Annotated in this window: 17 protein-coding genes and 1 tRNA gene; 16 read left to right on the top strand and 2 right to left on the bottom strand. The window is 66.7% G+C overall.

Features of this window, described 5'->3' with window-relative positions:
- The first annotated feature begins 75 nt into the window (after positions 1-75).
- Positions 76-151: transfer RNA gene (locus tag V5F63_RS02235), tRNA-Ala, on the top strand.
- 387 nt (positions 152-538) lie between these two features.
- Here the strand turns inward: V5F63_RS02235 and V5F63_RS02230 are convergent.
- Positions 539-1,300, bottom strand: coding sequence for a metallophosphoesterase (locus tag V5F63_RS02230; protein ID WP_394101453.1), 762 nt, complete (start codon positions 1,298-1,300; stop codon positions 539-541).
- Between the two features lie 332 nt (positions 1,301-1,632).
- Here V5F63_RS02230 and V5F63_RS02225 point away from each other — a divergent pair, with 332 nt between their 5' ends.
- From V5F63_RS02225 to V5F63_RS02190, 8 genes are all read left to right on the top strand, one after another.
- Positions 1,633-2,931, top strand: a complete 1,299-nt coding sequence (locus V5F63_RS02225) for an ABC transporter substrate-binding protein (protein WP_394101452.1) — start codon at positions 1,633-1,635, stop codon at positions 2,929-2,931.
- Positions 2,932-2,995: 64 nt separating this feature from the next.
- Entirely contained in the window at positions 2,996-3,898 is a 903-nt protein-coding gene (locus V5F63_RS02220) for a carbohydrate ABC transporter permease (protein WP_209487504.1), read from the top strand.
- A gap of 8 nt (positions 3,899-3,906) precedes the next feature.
- Complete coding sequence (locus V5F63_RS02215; protein WP_394030799.1) at positions 3,907-4,794, top strand: carbohydrate ABC transporter permease; 888 nt, start codon at positions 3,907-3,909, stop codon at positions 4,792-4,794.
- Between the two features lie 9 nt (positions 4,795-4,803).
- Positions 4,804-5,877, top strand: coding sequence for an ABC transporter ATP-binding protein (locus V5F63_RS02210; protein WP_394101451.1), 1,074 nt, complete (start codon positions 4,804-4,806; stop codon positions 5,875-5,877).
- Between the two features lie 15 nt (positions 5,878-5,892).
- Positions 5,893-6,705 (top strand): DeoR/GlpR family DNA-binding transcription regulator, encoded by an 813-nt coding sequence (locus tag V5F63_RS02205; RefSeq protein ID WP_209487501.1) that lies wholly within the window; start codon positions 5,893-5,895, stop codon positions 6,703-6,705.
- Entirely contained in the window at positions 6,665-7,504 is an 840-nt protein-coding gene (gene hisN, locus V5F63_RS02200) for a histidinol-phosphatase (protein WP_394101450.1), read from the top strand. Before V5F63_RS02205 ends, hisN begins: the two co-directional genes overlap by 41 nt.
- Before the next feature lie 131 nt (positions 7,505-7,635).
- Positions 7,636-9,324 (top strand): Na/Pi cotransporter family protein, encoded by a 1,689-nt coding sequence (locus tag V5F63_RS02195; RefSeq protein ID WP_245327325.1) that lies wholly within the window; start codon positions 7,636-7,638, stop codon positions 9,322-9,324.
- A gap of 227 nt (positions 9,325-9,551) precedes the next feature.
- Positions 9,552-10,385, top strand: a complete 834-nt coding sequence (locus V5F63_RS02190; protein WP_209490155.1) for a transglutaminase-like domain-containing protein — start codon at positions 9,552-9,554, stop codon at positions 10,383-10,385.
- Between the two features lie 21 nt (positions 10,386-10,406).
- On the opposite strand, the gene V5F63_RS02185 is transcribed toward V5F63_RS02190, so the two are convergent.
- On the bottom strand, positions 10,407-11,447 hold the full coding sequence (locus V5F63_RS02185; protein ID WP_394101449.1) for a helix-turn-helix transcriptional regulator: 1,041 nt from the start codon (positions 11,445-11,447) through the stop codon (positions 10,407-10,409).
- A 504-nt stretch (positions 11,448-11,951) separates the two neighbouring features.
- Between V5F63_RS02185 and V5F63_RS02180 the strand changes: the two genes are divergently transcribed.
- The 7 genes from V5F63_RS02180 (at position 11,952) to V5F63_RS02150 (ending at position 21,020) form a co-directional block, all read left to right on the top strand.
- Entirely contained in the window at positions 11,952-12,779 is an 828-nt protein-coding gene (locus tag V5F63_RS02180) for a hypothetical protein (RefSeq protein WP_394101448.1), read from the top strand.
- A 135-nt stretch (positions 12,780-12,914) separates the two neighbouring features.
- Positions 12,915-14,165 (top strand): Hsp70 family protein, encoded by a 1,251-nt coding sequence (locus V5F63_RS02175; protein ID WP_394101447.1) that lies wholly within the window; start codon positions 12,915-12,917, stop codon positions 14,163-14,165.
- A 122-nt stretch (positions 14,166-14,287) separates the two neighbouring features.
- Positions 14,288-16,801: an alpha/beta hydrolase gene (locus tag V5F63_RS02170; protein WP_394101446.1), complete on the top strand. Its 2,514-nt coding sequence runs from the start codon at positions 14,288-14,290 to the stop codon at positions 16,799-16,801.
- A gap of 72 nt (positions 16,802-16,873) precedes the next feature.
- On the top strand, positions 16,874-17,728 hold the full coding sequence (locus tag V5F63_RS02165) for an alpha/beta fold hydrolase (protein WP_209487495.1): 855 nt from the start codon (positions 16,874-16,876) through the stop codon (positions 17,726-17,728).
- A gap of 206 nt (positions 17,729-17,934) precedes the next feature.
- Positions 17,935-18,699, top strand: a complete 765-nt coding sequence (locus V5F63_RS02160; protein WP_394101445.1) for a hypothetical protein — start codon at positions 17,935-17,937, stop codon at positions 18,697-18,699.
- Between the two features lie 46 nt (positions 18,700-18,745).
- On the top strand, positions 18,746-19,882 hold the full coding sequence (locus V5F63_RS02155; protein WP_209487493.1) for an AraC family transcriptional regulator: 1,137 nt from the start codon (positions 18,746-18,748) through the stop codon (positions 19,880-19,882).
- Between the two features lie 133 nt (positions 19,883-20,015).
- Positions 20,016-21,020, top strand: a complete 1,005-nt coding sequence (locus V5F63_RS02150; protein ID WP_394101444.1) for a formylglycine-generating enzyme family protein — start codon at positions 20,016-20,018, stop codon at positions 21,018-21,020.
- Positions 21,021-21,028 lie beyond the last annotated feature (8 nt).

The raw sequence follows: 21,028 nt of genomic DNA, 5'->3' as shown, positions 1-21,028 counted from the left end.
AATCCCGTCCTCTCGCGGATCATCCCCGCTTGACAGCATGGGCCCCCAAATCATAAATGGCGCCTCCCAAGGTTCGGGGCCGTAGCTCAGATGGGAGAGCGCTGCAATCGCACTGCAGAGGTCAGGGGTTCGATTCCCCTCGGCTCCACCAGTTAAATTTCATAACAAACTGAAATATAACGAAAATCCTTCCCTGCAGCAATTTGTGCCCCAGCACGGGCGTTAGCTCGTGATGGTCCATGGTGGGCACAAGCGGGATTAGCCCGGCTCCCATACCGGGTTCTGGATCTGCGCGGTGAGCGCGCACTTGCCCTGTGGCAGGACCGGGCCGGGGTGGTTCGCGATCATCCTGCCCGCAGGAGTGGCGCGGCAATCAACTCGTAAGACCCGGTGTCAAGCAGCTTGGGGGACCCGCCAGCCTGGGATCCGCCCCCGCACCTGGCCATTTTGGAAGCTCGTCTTCCAACAGCAAGGCAATTGGGCGTGGCAACACACCAGCGGACAAAAGGTCTCTTCTCAAAGGCCAGAGCCCCCCTGTTCAGGGGCCGGGCACGAGATAGGACATGAGCGCGCCATTCACCATCGTGTGGAGCGCGATCTGCGCGGGCTCCTGAACGATGCGGAAGCCTGACCCCACGGGATCGAATTCGAACTGATGTGCGGCGGCGGGGGCGATGAAGGCCCGGTGCCCTGCAAAGATGCCGCCGATCGCCCGATGCACATGGCCGCTCAGGATTGCAAGGATGTCGCTGCGCCCTTCCAGCAGCGTCCGCAGCTCGCCTGCGCCTTCCTGAACCCCGATGGCATCCATGGCGGCAATGCCGGTCTGGAACGGCGGGTGATGCGTGAAGATGAGCGCAGGCTCCCCATCGACGCCGCCCAGCACGCCCTTCAGCCATGTCAGTTGCGCCGGTCCGATCGCCCCGTGGCCGTGCCCTTCGACCAGCGTGTCCAGGCCGATGACACGCATTCCCGGAAATCCGACCGCGAGGCCCAGGTGGTCCTGCTCCGTCCCGACATGCCCGGCCAGACCGCGGCGCATCGGCGCGCGCAGATCGTGATTGCCCGGAACGGCGAGGAAGGGGATACCCAGCCCGCGCAACCCCGCCCGCACGAAGGCGTATTCCTCTTCCGTGCCCGTCTCCGTGAGGTCCCCGCTGACGAGCAGGAGGTCGGGTCGAGGCCGGAGGGCGGCGACACGGGCCATGAGGGCGCTGAAGGCCGCGCGCGTGTCGATCTTGCCTCCGACCCTCTCGCCGGCGACCGTGACGTGGAAGTCGGTGAGCTGCGCGATCAGCATTTTTTACTCCAACACGCGCCGCGCGAGAGCGGGGCTCTGGCCACATGAACAGACGGTCGGAGTCTAGCCATCCCGCCTCTGTCGGTCGATGACGATGAGGGAAAATGTGGTTATTTGTGCATCTTGCCCAATTTATGGTCTCGATTTCCAACATTCCCTAAAGTTACAGTCGCATCACTGTCACGGTCCCGATCCAAAAATGCGCCGCGCCCAGGTCCAATGCGACGCAGCGGCGCCTCCCTCGGGAGTTCTGTCACAAGGCTTACCAGCTGCCGTTCGGCAGCCGGAGATGTTCGCCTCCTCGATGCCCCCATCGCCCTGAGAGGAAAGAGATGTCGGTTATTTCAACATTTCCCCACATTTCCCGGCGCGGCCTTCTTCTCGGCGCGGCGGCTGCCACGGTGACCGGCCTCGGCGGCCGTGCCGCGTCCGCTGCGGACAAGGTGAAGCTGCAGTTCATGTATCCGGTGGGGGTGTCGGGTGACATCAACCGGATCGTGACGGGAATGATCTCCAAGTTCAACGCTGCCCATGAGAACATCGAAGTAGAGGCGATCTACGCCGGCAGCTACGACAACACCGAGCAGAAGGTGATCACGGCTCTGGGCGTCGGCGACCCGCCCGCCACCTGGCTGCCCATCAACTCGGCGCTGCAGACGTTCCTCGGTCTCGATGCCCTCGCGGACGTGACGGGCAAGGCCAAGGCGGCCGACATCTATCAGGACTTCCTGCCCGGCTTCCTCGAAACCTGCGTGTCCGACGGAAAGCTCTACGGTCTGCCGTTCCAGCCGTCGACGCCGGTGCTCTACATCAACAAGGCGGCCTTCAAGGCGGCCGGCATCGAGAAGGCGCCGGTCACCTGGACCGAGCTCCTGGATGTCGCCAAGGCCCTCACCGTTCGGGAGAATAACGAACTGAAGCGCTGGGGCCTGACCATCGGGGGCGGCTGGCACGACTGGATTTTCGAATGCTACTGCCGCCAGAACGCCCTGGTGCCGTGGACCAAGGACAAGGTGCTGTTCGACAAGCCGGAGGCCGTCGACGCGCTCGAATTCTGGGTGAAGATGGTTCAGGCGGGCGTGATGCCCCCGGCCTCCACCTGGGAAGGCTCGGCGAACGACTTCATGGCCGGCCGTACCGCGATGCTCTATCATTCCACGGGTTCGCTGACCAACCTGCGCAAGTCCGCGCCTTTCGAGGTGGACGTGGCCTTCATGCCGAAGAACAAGACCTTCGGGGCCTGCCAGGGCGGCGGACCCATCATGATCGCCAAGAAGCAGACCGACGCCCAGATCGAGGCCTCCTGGACGTTTGCCAAGTGGATGACCTCCACCGAAGTGCAGTCGCAGTGGGGTCGCGACACCGGCTATCTCGCCGTGCGCAAGTCGTCTTGGGAAACGCCTGAAATGAAGGCGTATCTGGAGCAGGTGCCGCAGGCCAAGGTGGCGTTGGAGCAGGCCGCCTATGCCGGTGCATTTCTCCAGGTGCCGGGCTATCACAAAGTCCGCGAATATCTCAAAAGCGCTCTCGACCGCACGCTCGCCGGCTCCATCAAGCCGGATGCGGCATTGAAGGAGGCGGCGGACAATTCCAACCGCGAGATCCAGCGCCTGTTGCGCCGGCGCTCCTGACACGACCAACGCGCCCCCCGGTGGGCGCCAACTCCTGCCCGTTCAGCCCCGCATGAGGATCGGCATGGTCACAGGTCACGCACTGCGAGCCCGCGTTTCGGAGGCCGGGCTCGCCTATCTGCTGCTTCTGCCCTCGCTGATCTTCCTCTGTGCCTTCACCTATTGGCCCATCGTCCGGTCCATATGGTTCAGCTTCCATGACGTCATGCTCGGGTCCGACAAGATCTTCTTCCTCGGACTTGAGAACTACCAGCGCCTGTGGACGGACGGCCTGTTCTGGAAGTCGCTCGGCAACACGGCCTTCTACACGCTGGTGACCATTCCCAGCGCCATCGCCTGCGCTCTCCTGCTGGCGGTCGCCCTCGACAGCAAGCTGCGCGGTATGACCTTCTACCGCTCGGCATTCTTCTATCCGGTGATGATCCCTTCGGTGGCTGCCGGCATGGTCTGGGTGTTTCTCTATGCCCCAGGCTACGGGCCCATCAACGATGTTCTTGCCTTGCTGGGTCTTCCTAAACTGGAGTGGCTCTACAACAGCAACACCGCCATGATCGCGATCATCATCATGAGCATCTGGAAATATTCCGGCTACTTCATGCTCATCCTGCTCGCGGCGCTGCAGATGGTCCCCGATGACCTCTACGAAGCGGCGCGGCTGGACGGCGTCTCCGCCTGGCACCGCCTGGTGCACATCACCATCCCGCTCATTTCGCCGACGCTCTATTTCGTCATCATCATAGGGCTTCTGCACTCCTACCAGATCTTCGACTACGTCTACGTGATGACGCAGGGCGGACCGGCGGACGCCACCAACGTGCTGACCTTCTACATCTACCAGAACGGCTTCCAGTATCAGGACATCGGATACGCCTCGACGCTGGCGAACGTGCTGCTGTTGTTCGTGGGCGGCCTCATCTCCCTCGTGGCGCTGGTCTTCGGCCGGCGCGTCCATTATCTCGGGCGCTGAGGCGGGCCATGGCGACCATGCAGGATCCCATCGAAATGTCGGCTGCCGCAGGTGGCTCCCGCAGCTTGTCCGGCGTCCTCGCTGCCGTGAAGAGGAACTGGCTGCACTTCGTTCTTCTGCCGCTGCTCGCCGTGTGGGCCAGCCCGCTGGTGTGGATCGTCGTCACCTCCCTGAAGACGAGAGTGGAGGTCTTCGATCCCAACGCCGGCTTCCTGCCCGCCGTGGCGCAGTGGAGTAACTATCCGGCCGCGCTGGCCGTTGCCCCCTTCGGCACCTATCTCATCAATTCGATACTCGTGACAGGCGGCATTCTCGTCTGCGAGCTCATCACGATTACGCTCGCGGCCTATGCCTTCGCGCGGCTGAACTTCCCGGGGAAGAACATTCTCTTCACCCTGTTCCTGCTGCAGATCATGTTTCCGATCTACGCCACGTTCCTCACCAATTTCGTGACGGTGCGGGAACTCGGCATCCTGAATTCCCTGCCCGCCCTGGTCGTACCCTTCGTCGCCTCGGGCTACGGCACCTTCATGCTGCGCCAGGCATTCCGGCAGGTGCCCACCGAGCTTGCCGACGCGGCACGACTGGACGGCTGCGGACATCTCGGCATCCTATGGCACGTCTATCTGCCGCTGGTGAAGCCGACGCTCGTCGCCTTCTCCATCATCGCCGTGGTGACGCACTGGAACGACTATATGTGGCCGCTGCTCGTCACCAATTCGGAAAGCGTGCGCACGTTGCCCATCGGCCTCGGGCTGCTCGCCAAGTCCGACAGTGGCGCCGACTGGACGCGGCTGATGGCGGCGACGGTCGTGGTGGTGTCGCCGCTCCTGATCTTCTTCGTCATTTTCCAGCGCCGCTTCGTGGACAGCTTCATGCACGCGGGTCTGAAGTAGAGGTTGAGCATGGCCGAAGTCGTTCTTCAGGGGGTCAGTAAGTCCTACCAGGGCCGAGCCACCGTGCACGGGCTCGACCTTGCGGTGGCGGACCGGGAATTCATGGTGCTTGTGGGCCCGTCCGGCTGCGGCAAATCCACAACCTTGCGCATGATCGCGGGCCTTGAGGAGATCACCTCGGGCCGGCTGCTCATCGACGGGCGCGACGTGACCCACGCCGAGCCGCAGAAACGCGACATCGCCATGGTGTTCCAGTCCTATGCGCTCTATCCGCACATGTCGGCGTATCAAAACATGGCATTCGGCCTGTTGAAGACGTCGAAGCTGCCCAAGGCGGAAGTGGACAAGCGCATCCACGAGGCCGCGGAGATCCTTCACATCACGCACCTTCTGGACCGCAAGCCCAACATGCTCTCCGGCGGCGAGCGTCAGCGCGTGGCCATTGGCCGGGCACTCGTGCGTCAGCCCAAGGTGTTCCTGTTCGACGAGCCGCTCTCCAACCTCGACGCGAAGCTGCGCACCCACATGCGGGCCGAGTTGAAGCGCCTGCACCGCGAGCTGGGCCTCACCGTCATCTATGTGACCCATGACCAGATCGAAGCCATGACGCTGGGAACACGGGTCGCGATCCTCTCCGAGGGGCGGCTGCAGCAGCTCGGTGCGCCCATGGAGCTTTATCTGCGCCCGGCCAACACCTTCGTCGCCACCTTTATCGGCTCGCCTGAGATGAGCCTCCTGCGCTGCGCGCTGCTCCCCAATGGAACGGGCAGTGTCATCCAGCATGCCTCTTTCGGCGCCCACGTGCCAGCGCGTGCGGATGTCAGCGAGGTCTTCCTCGGCGTCCGCCCGGAAGAGGTACTCCTCGGCGCCGCCGACGGCACCGCCATGGCGCACGGGAGGGTGGAGCGCACGGAGCTCATCGGATCGGAGGCACTGACCGAGATCCTCGTGGGCGACGATCGCTTGATGGCCCGAACGGCGGTCATGGCCGCGCCGGCTATCGGCGCGACGGTCGGTGTGAGCTTCGACATGGCGCGCGCCCGCCTGTTCGACGCGGCCTCAGGCCGCTCCCTGCCGCACTAGGAGGCGAGACGCTCCATGGCCCAGACCGTGCGGCAACAAGAGATCGTGGATCTGCTTCGCGAACGCCGCTCCGCCACCATCACCGATCTTGCCGAACACTTCGCGGTGTCGGACGAAACCATCCGGCGCGATCTCAGGGCGCTGTCCGAAGCCGGCATGGTGGACAAGTTCCACGGCGGCGTTCGCCTCAACGTCGCCGATTGGGAGGCCCCGTTCGACCGCCGCCTGCGGGAACAGGCGGCAGCAAAGCGGCGTATTGCCCACGCGGCGGCGGATCTGGTGGAGGAGGATGCCACCATCCTCCTCGACAATTCCTCCAGCTCCTGCTTCCTCGCGCAGGCGCTGGCACCGCGTGCCCGGCGGCTCACCGCCATCACCTTCTCCGTGGAGGTGGCGCAGATCCTCTCCTCCGCCGGCCGGCACCATCGCGTGATCCTGCCGGGCGGGGAGCTGCGCGCCGAGGACCGCACCATCGTGGGCCCATCCGCCATCGATTTCGCCTCTCAGTTCACGCCGAGCCTGTTCGTGATGTCGGTGGCCGCCGCCAATGCATCGCGCGGCTGCATGGATTTCGACCTGTTCGAGACGGAATTCAAGCGCGCCATGATCCCGCTTGCGGACAAGGTGATGCTGCTGCTGGACAGCTCGAAATATGCCAAGCCGGGCCTCATCCAGGTGTGCGAGTGGAGCGCCGTGAACATCCTCGTCACCGAGGAGGGGCCACCCGCCGCCGTCCGCGCCGAGTTGAAGCATGCCCGCATCGTCCCCGCCCCGCCGCTCACGGAGAATGGCGACGGCCATGGTCGCAGGCCCGCCTATGCCGACTAGCAACCGCCCTGAACTCGTCGCCTTCGCAGGCCAATTGGCTGACATCGCGCGACCGCTGGCGATGGCGCACTTCCGCACCCCCCTCGGCATCCAGTGGAAGGCGGACGCGAGCCCCGTCACGATTGCCGATCGCGCGATCGAGCGTGCGCTGCGCGCGGCCATCGCCCGCCGCTTTCCCGCCCACGGCATCCTCGGCGAGGAGGAGGAGACCGTCGGCCTGGAGCGGGAATTGGTGTGGGTGGTGGATCCCATCGACGGGACCAAGAGCTTCATCACCGGGCTGCCCCTTTTCGGCACGCTCGTCGCCCTCCTGGTGGCGGGGCGACCCCACGTCGGCGTCATCGAAATGCCGGCTCTCGGTGAGCGGTTTGTCGGCGCGAGAGGTGAGGACACGCGGTTCAACGGCATTGTGTGCCGAACCAGCGGCGTGACGCGGCTCGGCGATGCGCGGCTGTGCGCCACCGCCCCCGACATGTTCGACAGCATCGAGGCACCTGCCTTCTCCGCCTTGGCCGACAAGGTCGGCCTGCAACGCTTCGGCGGCGACTGCTACGCCTATGGGCTGCTGGCCTGCGGCCATGTGGATCTCGTCGTGGAGGCGAGCCTCAAGCCCTATGATTTCATGGCGCTGGTGCCGGTGGTCGAGGGGGCCGGCGGCGTCATCACCGACTGGGACGGAGCGCCACTCACGCTCTCCTCCGGGGGAAGGGTCATTGCTGCGGCCAATGGCGCCCTTCATGCGCAAGCCCTCGCAATTCTGAGCGCAGCCCGCGAACCGGGCTCGCGTCTCGCGGGTTGAACAAGGATGTCCCTTCCACGCGCACATATTGCAGCGCAATATAGGTGGCTAATATTCTGAGATTCCGTTCTGGCGTGCGCGTCCTGACTTCGCCTGCGCCGGGAGACGAGGTCATGTGAACGGAGGTCGCCATGAGCTCCTCGATGAGCTTTTCCCTCACGCTGATCGACCTCGCGGGTTTCGCTGCCCTGTTGCTGTGGGGCATCCACATGGTCCAGAGCGGCGTGATGCGAGCGCTCGGGCCGCGGCTGAAGATGGTGCTCGGCCGTGCGCTGGCGGGACCGCTCAAAGGCTTCTGCGCCGGTGCGCTGGTCACCACCCTTCTACAGAGCTCAACCGCAACCGCGCTCATGGTCTCCGGGTTCGCTGCGGCGGGCCTGGTGGCGCTGGTGCCAGCGCTGGCGGCCATGCTTGGCGCCAATATCGGCACCAGCCTGATCGTGCAGGTTCTGTCGTTCAACGTCGCCGCGCTCGCGCCGGCGGCGATCCTCGGCGGGCTCATCCTGTTCCGCAAGGGCGTCGGCACCAGCATGCGCGATCTCGGGCGTGTGCTGATCGGGCTGGGCCTGATCGTGCTGGCACTGCACGCCCTCGTGGACCTGCTGCGGCCGCTGGAAGACGCGCCGAGCATCCGGATGCTGCTCGGCGCCCTGGCGACCGTGCCGGCGCTGGACGTGATGCTCGCGGCCATCCTGACATGGGCGGTGCATTCCTCGGTCGCCGTGGTGCTCATCACGGCCTCGCTGGCAGCGCAGGGGGTGGTGCCACCAAACGCAGCAATCGCCCTCGTGCTGGGGGCGAACCTCGGCAGCGCCATCGCGCCTGTGGTGGAAGTGATGGGCAGGGACGATCCCGCCGCCAAGCGCCTGCCCATGGGCAATCTGATCAACCGCGCCGTCGGCGTCGCCGTGGGCGTGGCCTTGATCGAGCCTATCGGCCGCCAGATGGTGCTGTGGCAACCCGACCTCGCGCGGCTCGCCATCGACTTTCACACGCTCTTCAACGTTGTCACCGCGCTCGTCTTCCTGCCTCTGCTCGGTCCGTTCGCGCGGCTGCTCGAGCGGCTCTTTCCCGACCGCGATCTTGCCGACGATCCGACCCGGCCGCGTTACCTCAATCCGGCAGCAACCGAGACGCCGGTGGTGGCGCTGGGCGCCGCGACTCGCGAGGCTCTGCGCCTTGCCGACGCGTTGGAGGAGATGCTCGACACCGCGGCCCGCGCCCTTCTGAGTGGAGAGCGGCGGCATATCGCCGAGACGCGGCAGGGGGACGACGTTCTCGATCGACTCAACCGGGAAATCCGCTCCTATCTGGCCTCCATCGATCCAGACGATCTGTCGTCCGCCGACAGGCGGCGCGTGGAGGAGATCCTGACCTTTTCCGCCAATCTGGAGCAGGCGGCCGACGTGGTGTGCGGGCGGCTGATGGCCGAGGCGGGCAAGCGTCTCAAGCGCGGCATCTCCTTTTCGACGGCGGAGGAAGGGGAGATTGCCGCCCTCATCCAACGGCTGAAGACGAACGTGCGCCTCGCCGCCTCACTCTTCATGACCGCCGATCCCCGCGCGGCGCGCCTGCTCGCCATGGAGAAGGCCGCCTTTCGGGAAAGCGAGACCGCAGCGGCACGTCTGCATTTCGACCGGCTGCGTCATGGTCTTGCCGCCCACGCCGAAGCGAGTGGTCTCAGTGCCGACATCGTGCGCGACCTGAAGCTGGTGAACTCTCATGTGGTGGCCGCGGCCGCCTATCCCGTTCTCGCCCGCTCGGGGGAACTGCGCGACAGCCGGCTGGCTGAACCTGGCTCTGCGCTGAGTAGCGGGTAATAGCTTCGGCGGGAGGGTTAGAGCATCATCAAGGCGCGCAGCTCGGGCTAGTCTGCTCAAAACTGGACAGCCGGGAGCTGGGGCATAACACAACGAAGGTTTGCCGGATCGATTCCAACGCGACAACCCGATTGGAGGTAGCCGAAGGCAATTCGCATCGGAAGCGGAACAATACGCGTTGCGCGGAGTCTCCTCACCGCCTCCAGGCCCACCGATGGGGACGGAAAATGCGCTTTGCCGTGCGATCAAGCCTCCAGTACGACGTGAAGTCTCCCGCCGTTTTCATTCTGAACGTCGAGGCGGCCGCGCTGCATCGCCAGCGCATCATCGTCGAAAGCCTCACCCTCAATCCCGCCTTCCCCATCGAACGCTTCGCGGACGATGAGGGCGGAAGCCGGTTCATCCGCGTGAATGCCGAGCCCGGGCCGTTTCATGTCAGCTACCACGCGGTCGTCGAGGTCGACATGATCGACGAGGCGCCGGAGAGCATTCAGGAACTGCCGGTGGGCGATCTGCCGCTGGACATCATGCCTTATCTGTATCCGAGCCGCTTCTGCCAGTCGGACCTGCTCGGCCGCTTCGCCCGTCGCGAGTTTGGCGAAATCGAGCCCGGCCACTCTCGCGTGACCGCCATCTGCAACTGGATTCACGACCACGTCGACTACGTGCGCGGATCGAGCGATTCCCAGACCTCGGCCTATGACACCATGGTCCTGCGGGCCGGCGTATGCCGCGACTTCGCGCACCTCGGGATCGCTTTCTGCCGCGCGCTCAACATTCCCGCCCGCTTCGCCAGCGGCTATGCGTGGCAGCTCGATCCGCCGGATTTCCATGCGGTGTTCGAGGCCTATCTCGGAGGGCAGTGGTATCTTTTCGATGCGACGCGGCAGGCCGCGCTCCAGGGTCTGGTTCGCATCGGGGTCGGTCGCGACGCGTCGGACGCGGCTTTCGCGACGATCTATGGCGATGCCGAATTCAAGGGCATGTCGGTCGGCATCGATGCGGTCGACGGCGATGCCGAGGCCGAAGAGCCGACCACCCGCGCCGTCAGTGTCGCCTAGCAAAATGACCGCGCGAGGCGGCTATTCCGCCTCTTCGCCGCTGGCCAACCGGCCACCCGGTGCACTACGCCGCAGGCGGCTCGGGGACGTCTTGGTCCAGCGGCGGATGGCGCGGCTGAAACTGGCGTTGGAGCCATAGCCGACCTCGGCAGCCACGACCCGGATGGCGCTGCCGTCAGCCGTGAGGCGGGCGATGGCCTGCTCGGCCCGCACCTTGTCGATCAATCCGGACAGGCTCGTGCCTTCGGCCGCCAGCCGCCGCTGCAGCGTGCGGCGGCTCATGAACGCGAGGTCGGCGATGTTGGCGAGGTCGGGCTCCGCGCCGGCCTCCATCAAGGCCGGCAGGATGGTGGTGATGGAGCCGGCCAGTGTGCCGTCACCGCGGATCACGGCCGAACCCGGAGGGACGACCGCGTCGGCAAGCTGGCGGCCATTTAGATAGGGCCGGTCGAGCACCGCGTCGGAGAAAAGCATGGTCACCGTCCGGTTGGCCGCCGGCATTGTCTCGCATCCGAACTGGGCGCTCATGCCGTCCACGCCGTGATGCGGATGAGGGGTCAGCTCGACCCACTCGACACATGGCCCCGCATGGCCGGTCCGCAGGACCACGGTGCGGATCAGCGCCGCCACATATTGCTGCACATAGCACAAATGCTCGGGGTCGACCGGCACACGGAAGGCATGGCGCACCGCGCCGCCGCCGGGATGGGGCGTCAGAGTGAACAGCTCGTGCGAGCCGTGGTGCTGATAGGCGCGCTCCACCTTGGTGAAGGCCTCGCGCGGGGTGCGGGAGGACATGACCAACTGGCCCAGCAGACCCAGTTCCTCGATCCCGGCATGGGCGACCATGCGGCCGGGCACGTCGTGGCCCTCGCGCCGGACAACATCCATCAGCAAGCGGATTCCCGCCATGAGGGGGATCGGACGTTCACGATCCTCGATCAGGCCGGACGGCAATCCGGCAGCACGGAGCATCGGGTCGAGCGGATGTCCGCCATCGCGCAGCCAGACCATGATCGGTGCGATGGCGCCAGCGCGCACCAGGGGCAGAGTGGTGGTCACGAACGAACTTCTCTCGCTCTCTTTGCGCCGAATAGGCTCCACCCTTGCGCGCCCGGCACCGGTGGGGCGGTCTCCGCTCAAGCTGATCCGTGACCAGAGTGTTCACACGCTTTCATCGTGGCGTTCAAGATCAAATCCGGCCTGCCGTCCGGGCGCGGGTTCAAACCCACGCGAATTGGAACGAGGTGACCAAACGTCAATGATTATAACGACGCACGCGAGAGGCCGCTGCCCACTTGGTCGGCTCCGGCGCGAGCCGTCCCGCCGTGGCGTTGGAGCCACACTTCGGCGCCATCAGCGCGGGCGGGGCAGTTAAGGACGCGCGGCTGCGCTAGGATGCGACGAATGGCGGGTGGGGGCCTGCCGCAAACGCTGCCAACGGCATAAGCTCGACACGGGGGAATGATGGTCCGGGGGTATCAACTGGAAGCCGAGGTCGTGGGTGGCGCGACTGGGAATGGCCTGTCCGGCACGGGCCGTCGCCGCGCGGAGGGGCGTCGGGCCATGGGGCTGCGGACGGCGATCGCCCTGCTGGTCGCCGGCGCGGTGCTGGCCATGGCGCCGGACCGGGCCGCCCGCGCTGCGGATCTGGGGGCCGCGGCCGCACCGGCGCCGCAGCCTCAGGCGGAGTCGGGCTGGCAATATCAGGCGACCTTTTACCTCTGGGCCACCGGCATCGATGGCGACGTCGGCATCCGGAATCTGCCGCGCATCCCGGTCAACATCACCTTCGGCGACGTGATGGAGAATTTCCAGGGCGCCATCATGGGCAATTTCCTCGCGAAGAAGGACAATTGGACCCTTTTCGCGGATGTGTTCTGGTCGCAGCTGGGCAGCAGCAAGACCCTGTCGACCGCCGGCGCGCCGGTGGTGGACTTCAACCAGCGCCTGTTCATCCTGTCCGGAGCCGCCGGCTACCGGCTGCCCGTCGGCGATGCCGATTTCGACCTTTCCGCCACGGCCGGCTTCCGCTACCAGCGCCTGTCGGCCAACACCTCCATCACCTCGCTTTTCGTGCCGTTCGCCGTCTCGGAAGCCGACAGCAAGGACTGGCTGGACCCGACCTTCGGCCTCGCCCTCCAATGGAAGCTGAACAAGCAGTGGTTCGTGAACGCCCTCGCGGACGTTGGCGGCTTCGGCCTGCCGGCGAGCTCCAAGCTCTCCTCGCAGGGACTCATCGCCGTCGGGTACAACTGGAATGACTCATGGTCGACGGCGCTGGGCTACCGGGCGCTGTACACCGACTATCAATCCATCACCTCGCCCACCCGCGACTTCCGCTACAACACCACCATGCACGGGCCGTTCATGAGCATCGGCTACCATTTCTGAGCCGCGCGACCGCCCGGGTGACAGCGTGGCGCCCGGGCGCCATCCGCCGCTTTCCATCGCTCCGTCTCTTGCGCTGCAGCGAGACTTGGTCTAGCTAGCCCGGCCTTCCGCACCCGCATACGGCAAGGAGGCCCGATGAACGCCTGCGGCCTCGATTTCGGCACCTCCAACACGACCCTCGGACTGAACGGTCCCAACGGCCCGCGCCTCGCGCGGCTGGAGGGCGCATCCGACACCCTGCCGAGCGCCATCTTCTTCCCCTGGAGCGGCGCGCCGCTGGTGGGCCGCGCCGCCATGGCCGCCTATGTGGGCGGCGAGCAGGGCCGCCTGATGCGGGCCCTGAAATCGGTGCTCGGCACCTCCCTCATCGAGGAGACGACGCCGGTCGGCCGCCGCCGGCTCGGCTTCAAAGGCGTCATCGGCGAATTCCTTGCCGAGGTGAAGGCGCGCGGCGAGGCCGAGGCGGACGGAGCGCTGAGCGCGGTCGTCCTCGGCCGGCCGGTGCATTTCGTCGATGGCGATGCGGAGGGCGACAAGCGCGCCGAGGAGACGCTGGGCGCGATCGCCCGCGACATCGGCTTCACTGATCTCTCGTTCCAGTTCGAGCCCATCGCCGCCAGCCTCGATTACGAGCGGCAGGTGGCGGGCGAGGAATTGGCGCTGATCGCGGACATCGGCGGCGGCACCTCGGACTTCTCCATCGTGCGCATCGATCGCGGCCACCAGAACCGCGCCGACCGCGCCTCCGACATCCTCGCCAACGAGGGCGTGCGCATCGGCGGCACGGATTTCGACCGGCAGCTTTCGCTCGCCGTGGTCATGCCCCTCCTCGGCCACGGCAGCCCGCTGAAGCGCCAGGGCCTCGCCATGCCGGCGGCGCTCTACCACGACCTCGCCACCTGGTCGGCCATCAACCGGCTCTATGACGGGCGCACCGCGCGCTCCATCCGCGAGCTGGAGCGCGCAGCGGCGAAGCCGGAACTCGTTTCCCGCCTCGCCCGGGCGGTGGAGGAAGAGCGCGGCCACGGCCTCGCACTCGATGTGGAGGCGGCGAAGATCCGCGTCGCCGAAGATGGCGCCACGGAGCTTGATCTCGCGGTGCTGGAGGCGGGCCTTTCGGTGGGCATCTCCCACGCCGACCTCCTCGCCCACACCGGGCTCCTCGCCGAGCGCATCGCCGGGCGCATCGCGTCCTGCCTCTCGGCTGCGGGGCTCGCGGCGGACGCCATTGACGCCCTGTTCCTCACCGGCGGCTCGACGCGCCTCGCCCATGTGCGCGCGGCCATCTGCGCGTGCGTCCCGCAGGCCCGGGTGATCGAGGGCGACACCTTCGGCTCGGTCGGCACCGGCCTCGCCATTGAAGCCGCGCGACGCTACGGCGGCTAAGGGTCCGCGCCGCCCACAGGTTGCGCGCCTCGTTTCAACAGCCATGCTTCCCTTGGGCGCGGGGGCGTGCTGTTCTCTCCTCCAGACGGCGGCGATGACAGAGACCGGCCGCAGGAGGAAACATGAGGTATGCCATAGCCTTGGGCCTCGCGCTCGCCGCGACGGCCCTGTCCACGACCACCCCTGCCGCCTACGCCCAGACGCCCGCCGCGTCGCAACAGCCTCTCACCGGCGTCTGCTCCCAGCAGAGGCTTTGCCAGCTCAAGAAATTCTACGAGGTTGCCAACTTCCGCATCGGCGGCCGCTATGATCTGTCGAGCCCGGACAAATGGGCGAACGGCGGGGAAGGCGGCACGACGCTGGAATCCCTCGGCGCCGGCCCGGCGAAGACCGCCTACATCGCGCTCGGCACGCCGAAGCGCAACGCCGCGGGCGAGATCACCAACGCGGTGGTGATCAACTCCTTCTATTCCGGCGACGCCACCGACATGTACGCCCAATGGGTGGAGGGCACGGCGCTTTCCGGTGGCTCGGTGATCGGGCCGGGCAAGCCCATCGATACGGATCAATATTACGTGGTGTTGGTGGACGCCCTTGGCCTCTGGGGCACCAGCAAGCCCTCCGAAGGGCTGGGGCAGAAGCTTCCGCAATACAGTTACCAGGACATGGTTCAGGCGAACTACCGGATGCTGCGCGACCATCTGAAGGTTGCCCGTGCCTCCCTCGTCACCGGTGTCTCCATGGGCGCCACCCAGACCTATGTCTGGGGCGTGATGCACCCGGACTTCATGGACGGCCTCATGCCCATCGGCGGCACCAGCCAATCGGACGGCGAGGATCCGGTGGGCAACTGGACCTTCCAGCTCATGTCGGCGGCCATCGAGAGCGATCCGCAGTGGCGCGCCACGGGCGGCAATTACTACAACCTGCCCAAGGACAAGCACCCCAACCAGGGCGTCGCCTTCGGCTGGTCGATCCTCAACCTCACCGGCTTCGACTTCCAGCACCGCTCACAACAGGACTGGTCGACGGTGCAGCGGGATGTCTTCTACTGGAACCCGCCCAATCCGCAGGCGGGCGCCGCCATCGCCGCCCGATCGCTGCTGTTCGATGCGGTCGACCTGCTGTGGCGCAACCGCGCCGGCGAGACCTACAACATCAATGCCGAGCTGAAGCGCATCAAGGCGCGCACCCTCGTCATGCATATCGAGAACGACCAGTGGCTCACCTTCGACCGCGCCAAGCGCACGGTGGAAAAGGTGCCCGGCGCGGACTTCGTGCATGAGAAGAGCCCGGTCGCCCATTACGGCGTCTTCCCCATCCTGAAGAACCGCCAGTTCGATCCCACCGTGGCCGCCTTCCTCGGCGACGTGTCGCGCCTCACCCGTAATCGCGAGATGGCGGCCAAGACCTACCGCACCCCCTCGGTCGCGTCCGACATCACGCCCGACAAGTCCTTCTGGAATACGTTCGTCACCTATCCCTTCCCGGTGAAGAAGACCAAGGCGAAGGACGGCCGCGGCGTCGAGTGGGACATCGGCTATATGGACGAATATGCCGGCACGGCGGCCAATCCCGACGTACTGGTCATCGTCCACGGCAAGGGCGCGTTTGGCGGCCACTACGGCAACATCATGCGCATCGCGCTGGAGCGCGGGCTGCGGGTGATCGCCGTGGACATGCCCCATTACGGCATGTCCGGCCCCGGCAACCTGGACAAGAGCCCCGCCCGCACCCTGCAGGACATGCGCGACGTGCTGCACGCGGTGGTGGTGAACCAGCTGAAGGTTCCCAAGGCCGCCTATCTCGGCCATTCCATGGGCGGGCAGATCGTCCTCGGCTATGCCCTCACCTGGCCGGATGCCGTCACGAAGCTGATCCTCGAAGCCCCGGCCGGGCTTGAGGAATATCCCCGAGAGGTGACGGTCGCGCCGGGCAAGAAGCTTGATCTGTTCGATCCGGCCTTCGCCCATGATTTCGACGCCTGGAAGAAGGCGTGGGACCAGACCGGCCTGCGCGAGCGGGAGAAGAACCTCACCGCCCAGCAGATCGACGACTTCTACCACTTCCGCAGCCGCGATCCCGTGACCGGGGCGGTCACGCCCCAACGCAACGGCTACTTCCTGCGCGACAGCGAATATGCCCGCCTCCACACCGCCCAGCGCATCGGCATGATCAAGGGCGATCCGCGCGAACTGCAGCAGTGGGTGGATGTGTTCACCTTCGATATCTACGCCATGGTGGCGGAGTTGCAGGAGAAGGATCCGCAGAGCCTCTACAAGCGGCTGACCGACATCAAGGTGCCCATCTTCCTCGCCTTCGGCGACAAGGAGCCCTTCATCCCCGGCACCGCCTTCAACGGACTTACGGACCTCTCCCGCCAGCTCGTCCTGCCCTTCATGCGCCGCATGAACACGGCGGGGCGCGACGTGCAGGTGAAGATCTATCCCGGCACCGCCCATTTCATCCACACGGACGAGCCGGTCGCCTTCGCCGAGGATGTGGTGGACTTCGTCGAGACCGGACGCGTCCCCACCGGTGCGCCAGCGAGCATCGACCGCCTCATCCACGGTGCGCCCGCCGCCGCAGAGGCCGCCCCGGCCAAGGCAGCTGCGCCGACCGGGCTGAACAAGTAGACGAGCGGTATTCGGTTTGCGCGCCATCCCGGGGGCGCGAACCGCCCTCGGCACGCATCTGACGGAGGGCTCATGCAGACGCTTGACGCGAACGGCCTTCGCCTCGCCTACCGGGAATGGGGCTCGGGGGACACGATTGTCCTCTTCATCCACGGCAATCTCGCCAGCAAGGAGTGGATCGAGCTGGCGGCCCCGCATTTCCCGCGCGGCGTGCGCACCGTGGCGGTGGACTGGCGTGGCTGCGGCGACAGCGACAAGCCCGCGCCTGCCGCCGATTTCTCCAACTATTCCATCGCCCAGCATGCCGATGACATGATCGCGGCGCTGGATGCGCTCGACATCTCCTTCTGCCACCTTGCCACCCACTCCACCGGCGGCATCATCTCCACGCGGATGATCCTGAAGCAGCCGGACCGCTTTGGCCGGGTCTTCTCTTTGTCGCCGGTCGGCCCTCAGGGCATCGACTTCAAGCCCGAGCAGTCGGCCTTCTTCGGCCAGATGAAGGAGAGCTACGACGTCACCCGACAGGTCATGGCCATGACGGCGCCGAGCCTGTTCGTGGACGAGACGCTGGCGAACGGACCCGCCCGCTTCATTGCCGACGCCGGCGCGCGGGCCGGCCTGTTCGACCGGATCGTAGATCAGGTCTGGGCGGTATCTGACGGCATCTGGTTCGGCACGCCCGACACGCTCACCAAGGAGGCGAGGAGCGGCGAGCTGAAGGGGAAGATGGGTTCCATCCGCCATCCTCACCTCGTGGTCTGGGGCATGCGCGACGGCGTGATCCAGGAGGCGGACATGACGGAGATGGCCACGGTGATGCCCGATTGCCGCTTCGTGGCCGTGCCCGGCATCGGCCATTGCATGAATCTGGAAGCACCCAAGCTCTATGCCGGCTATTTCGGTGCATGGTTCGGCGGGTTCTAGCTGCACGCCAGCCCACCGCGCAGCACCGTGGCGCGTGGGGCAAAGACGCCGGCTGCCAGAGCCGGCGACTCATGGCATCCCTGGTGCAGGCTCAGCCCTGCCGTGCGCGAGGGCCGCGCGCGTGCGGCGCGCCCCCACGACAGCTTGCCCGCACGAGGCGCGGGCATAGCGGCTCCACATCACAATCAACAGGAGATATGCGGTCCATGCAGCGTTTAACGGTCCGGGCACGTCACGCCCTCGCTCTCGCCGCCGCGCTCGTGATGGCCGGCTCGGCCGCTGTCGCACAGGAGGCGGCCAAGCCGGCCGCGCCGGCGCAGCACGTCCCGCTCCAGAAGGTCATCGGCACGCCCCATGCCGACCGGCCGATCCCCTCGCTTGCCGTCATAAATGCCGCCGGCGCCAAGCTGGACGGCGGCAAGCTCACACTCACCGGGGTTGCCGCCAACACCATCGTCTTCGCCGACAGGCCCGTGCGCGCAGCGGGGCATGAGACACTGGTGCAGTTCCTGATGCAGTGGGACGAAGGCAAGGACAGCTTCGCCGTCGATCCGCCCAACGCCACCGTGTCCGTGCTCGGCGGCAGACCCGGCGAGGTCTCCGATGCCGTCGTGGTGCTCAAGGCGCCCAAGCTCGAGGGAACGACGCTCACCTTCGACGTGAAGGTGCTTGAGGGCAGCCTCACGCCCGGCGGCCCGGTGGCGCTCTTCATCGATGCCTGGGCCGTGCGTGGCCCCTATGGCGGCGGCGTCGCCCATGTGGGCGGTTATGGCTACCATGGCGGAGCTTATTACCACGCGCCGGTCTATCACGGCGCCTGGTATGCCCATCCGTACCCGGTTGCCGCCCCGGTCTATCCGGCGGGCGCGGCGGCGGCGGGTTTTGCGGCGGGTGCGGCCATTACCGCGGGTGCTGCGGCAGCGGCCGCCGCTCCGCGTTGCGGCTATTATCCCTACCCGCCCTGCTACTGATCAGGATATCGGAGGCCGCAGGAGGACCTTGACCGCCGGGCACCGCATGGCCTTCATAGCCGTGCGGGCCGGGGGGCCGGCGGTGGCGGGAGACCGTTTCGACCGCCGGACCATCTGCGCGCGCGTCATGCGCCCGCACCGGAGCGAGAACCTGATGTGGGACCGTCATCCGATCCGGCTCTCGCTCGTCCACATGCTGCCCGCCATCGCCGATGACCACGGGGTGCCGCTGGCGCCTCTGCTGGGGCGAGCCGGTCTCCCGGATGCAGCTCCAGCCGAACAGCTCCTCGGCGGGGATCGCGTCGTGGCCCGCGGCCAGGTCTCGACGCTGCTGTTCCATCTCGCCCGGCGCAGCGGGGACGCTGCCATCGGGCTCGACCTCGCGGCCGCCGCCGATCCCATGCGCCTCGGCCTCGCTGGCCGCGCGCTGTTTGCCGGCCGAACGCTGCGTGAGTGCTTTGACGCCCTGCATCACCAGATGCCGGACCTGCAAGGTGGCGTCTCGGTCGCCATCGAGGAGCGGGACGGCGTCGCCCGCTGGCGCCATCGGCTGGTGGACAGCGACCCCGATCATGCGCAGGTGCTGAACGAGGGCATCGGCGCGTTCACCCTGGAAGCACTGCGCGCCATCACGGGTGGTGATGCGGCGCCGGTCAACATGCGTTTCGCCCACCGGGCGAAGGCGCCGGCGACGCTCTACGAGGATCGGCTCAATGCCGGCGTCAGCTTCGGCGCGGGCGAGGGCATCGAGATCATGTTCGATGCCCGATGGCTCGACCAGCCGAACCTGCTGTATGCCCCGGCCCCCCAAGGCGCCGCCGCGAGCTTGCCGCCCGCGCCCGTGGCTCTCGACGACGATGCCCTGATCGCCATGGTCGATGCCCTGTTCGACAGCGCTGCGCTGTCCGGCACCCTCTCGCTGGTGGATACGGCCCGAAGCCTCGGGCTCTCCCCACGCACCCTGCAGCGGCGGCTCGCCCGGCTGGGCACCTCCTACGAAGTGCAGCTGGACAGCTGGCGGCACGCGCAGGCGAGGCTGCATCTGGGCGGATCGTCGGTGCCGGTGGCCTCGGTGTCGCGCGCCTTGGGCTATGGCCATCCGGCGCATTTCGTTCGGGCCTTCCGGCGCTGGGAGGGGCGCACGCCGCTCGCCTTCCGGTCCGCCGCAGGGCTGGAGCGGTGAGGCGCGATGGCGCGAAATGGCAATTGAGGACCCACCGCCCCAGCCGCTAGAGCAAGAGCCGGCTAAGACCGTGGCATGCGGGGGACATGAACGGGCGCAGGCCGAGAGCGGAACGGGCGCAGGCGGAGAGGTCATGCACGGGCAGAACGACTGCACCGTCGCACATCAGGGGACTGGCTCCGTCGAGCACGCACCAGCCGCGGCCGGCGATCCGGACATGATCCGGATCGCCGGCGGGCTGTTCCGCATGGGCTCGGACGATCACTATCCCGAAGAGGCGCCGGTCCATCAGGTGCATGTGGACGCCTTCCTCATGGACCGCACCCCCGTGACCAATGAGGCCTTCGCCCGCTTCGTCGCGGCCAGCGGCTATGTCACGGTGGCCGAGCAGGCGCCCCGTCCCGAAGACTATCCCGGTGCCGACCCCGCTCTGCTGGTGCCCGGCTCTCTGGTCTTCCGCATGCCCGCCGATGGAGGCGATCCCGACGATTGGACCCGCTGGTGGCAGTTCGTGCCCGGCGCATCCTGGCGCCACCCGCAGGGCCCCAGCAGCGATCACCTCGGCATCGAGGACCACCCCGTCGTCCACGTCTGCCACGCTGACGCGGCGGCCTATGCGGCATGGGCCGGCAAGGCGCTGCCTACGGAGGCGGAATGGGAGTTCGCGGCGCGCGGCGACCTTGACGGCGCGGCCTTCGCCTGGGGCGGCGACGAACTGGCGCCGGGCGGCATCCATCGCGCCAACACCTGGCAGGGGCGCTTCCCGATGGAGAACCTCGCCGAGGACGGCTTCACCGGCACATCGCCCGTCACCGCCTTCCCGGCCAACGGCTTCGGCCTCCTCGACATGATCGGCAATGTCTGGGAGTGGACCGACGACTGGTATCGCCCGCGCCATCCCGCGCCGGCGGCCAAGGCCTGCTGCCTGCCGCGCAACCCGCGTGGCGGGACGATCGAAGACAGCCTTGAATGGGCCAACCCCGGTCTCGCTTTGCCCCGAAAAGTGCTCAAGGGCGGCTCACACCTCTGTGCGCCCAGCTATTGCCGACGCTATCGGCCCGCCGCGCGCCAGCCCCAATCCCTCGATACCGGCTCCGTTCACATCGGCTTCCGCTGTGTGCGGCGCTTCACCAGCTGAGAGGTTTC

The organism is Xanthobacter wiegelii (assembly GCF_043193855.2).
GTDB classification, from domain to species: Bacteria; Pseudomonadota; Alphaproteobacteria; order Rhizobiales; family Xanthobacteraceae; genus Xanthobacter; species Xanthobacter flavus_A.
The sequence above is the reverse complement of the archived record's forward strand: the minus strand, read 5'-3'. Positions and strand labels throughout refer to the sequence as shown.

Excerpts from the sequence above, each read along its gene's own strand:
- V5F63_RS02230 (WP_394101453.1), bottom strand. The coding sequence starts at position 1,300 with ATGCTGATCGCGCAGCTCACCGACTTCCACGTCACGGTCGCCGGCGAG.
- V5F63_RS02225 (WP_394101452.1), top strand. The coding sequence starts at position 1,633 with ATGTCGGTTATTTCAACATTTCCCCACATTTCCCGGCGCGGCCTTCTT.
- V5F63_RS02220 (WP_209487504.1), top strand. The coding sequence starts at position 2,996 with ATGGTCACAGGTCACGCACTGCGAGCCCGCGTTTCGGAGGCCGGGCTC.
- V5F63_RS02215 (WP_394030799.1), top strand. The coding sequence starts at position 3,907 with ATGGCGACCATGCAGGATCCCATCGAAATGTCGGCTGCCGCAGGTGGC.
- V5F63_RS02210 (WP_394101451.1), top strand. The coding sequence starts at position 4,804 with ATGGCCGAAGTCGTTCTTCAGGGGGTCAGTAAGTCCTACCAGGGCCGA.
- V5F63_RS02205 (WP_209487501.1), top strand. The coding sequence starts at position 5,893 with ATGGCCCAGACCGTGCGGCAACAAGAGATCGTGGATCTGCTTCGCGAA.
- hisN (WP_394101450.1), top strand. The coding sequence starts at position 6,665 with ATGGCGACGGCCATGGTCGCAGGCCCGCCTATGCCGACTAGCAACCGC.
- V5F63_RS02195 (WP_245327325.1), top strand. The coding sequence starts at position 7,636 with ATGAGCTCCTCGATGAGCTTTTCCCTCACGCTGATCGACCTCGCGGGT.
- V5F63_RS02190 (WP_209490155.1), top strand. The coding sequence starts at position 9,552 with ATGCGCTTTGCCGTGCGATCAAGCCTCCAGTACGACGTGAAGTCTCCC.
- V5F63_RS02180 (WP_394101448.1), top strand. The coding sequence starts at position 11,952 with ATGGGGCTGCGGACGGCGATCGCCCTGCTGGTCGCCGGCGCGGTGCTG.
- V5F63_RS02175 (WP_394101447.1), top strand. The coding sequence starts at position 12,915 with ATGAACGCCTGCGGCCTCGATTTCGGCACCTCCAACACGACCCTCGGA.
- V5F63_RS02170 (WP_394101446.1), top strand. The coding sequence starts at position 14,288 with ATGAGGTATGCCATAGCCTTGGGCCTCGCGCTCGCCGCGACGGCCCTG.
- V5F63_RS02165 (WP_209487495.1), top strand. The coding sequence starts at position 16,874 with ATGCAGACGCTTGACGCGAACGGCCTTCGCCTCGCCTACCGGGAATGG.
- V5F63_RS02160 (WP_394101445.1), top strand. The coding sequence starts at position 17,935 with ATGCAGCGTTTAACGGTCCGGGCACGTCACGCCCTCGCTCTCGCCGCC.
- V5F63_RS02155 (WP_209487493.1), top strand. The coding sequence starts at position 18,746 with ATGGCCTTCATAGCCGTGCGGGCCGGGGGGCCGGCGGTGGCGGGAGAC.
- V5F63_RS02150 (WP_394101444.1), top strand. The coding sequence starts at position 20,016 with ATGCACGGGCAGAACGACTGCACCGTCGCACATCAGGGGACTGGCTCC.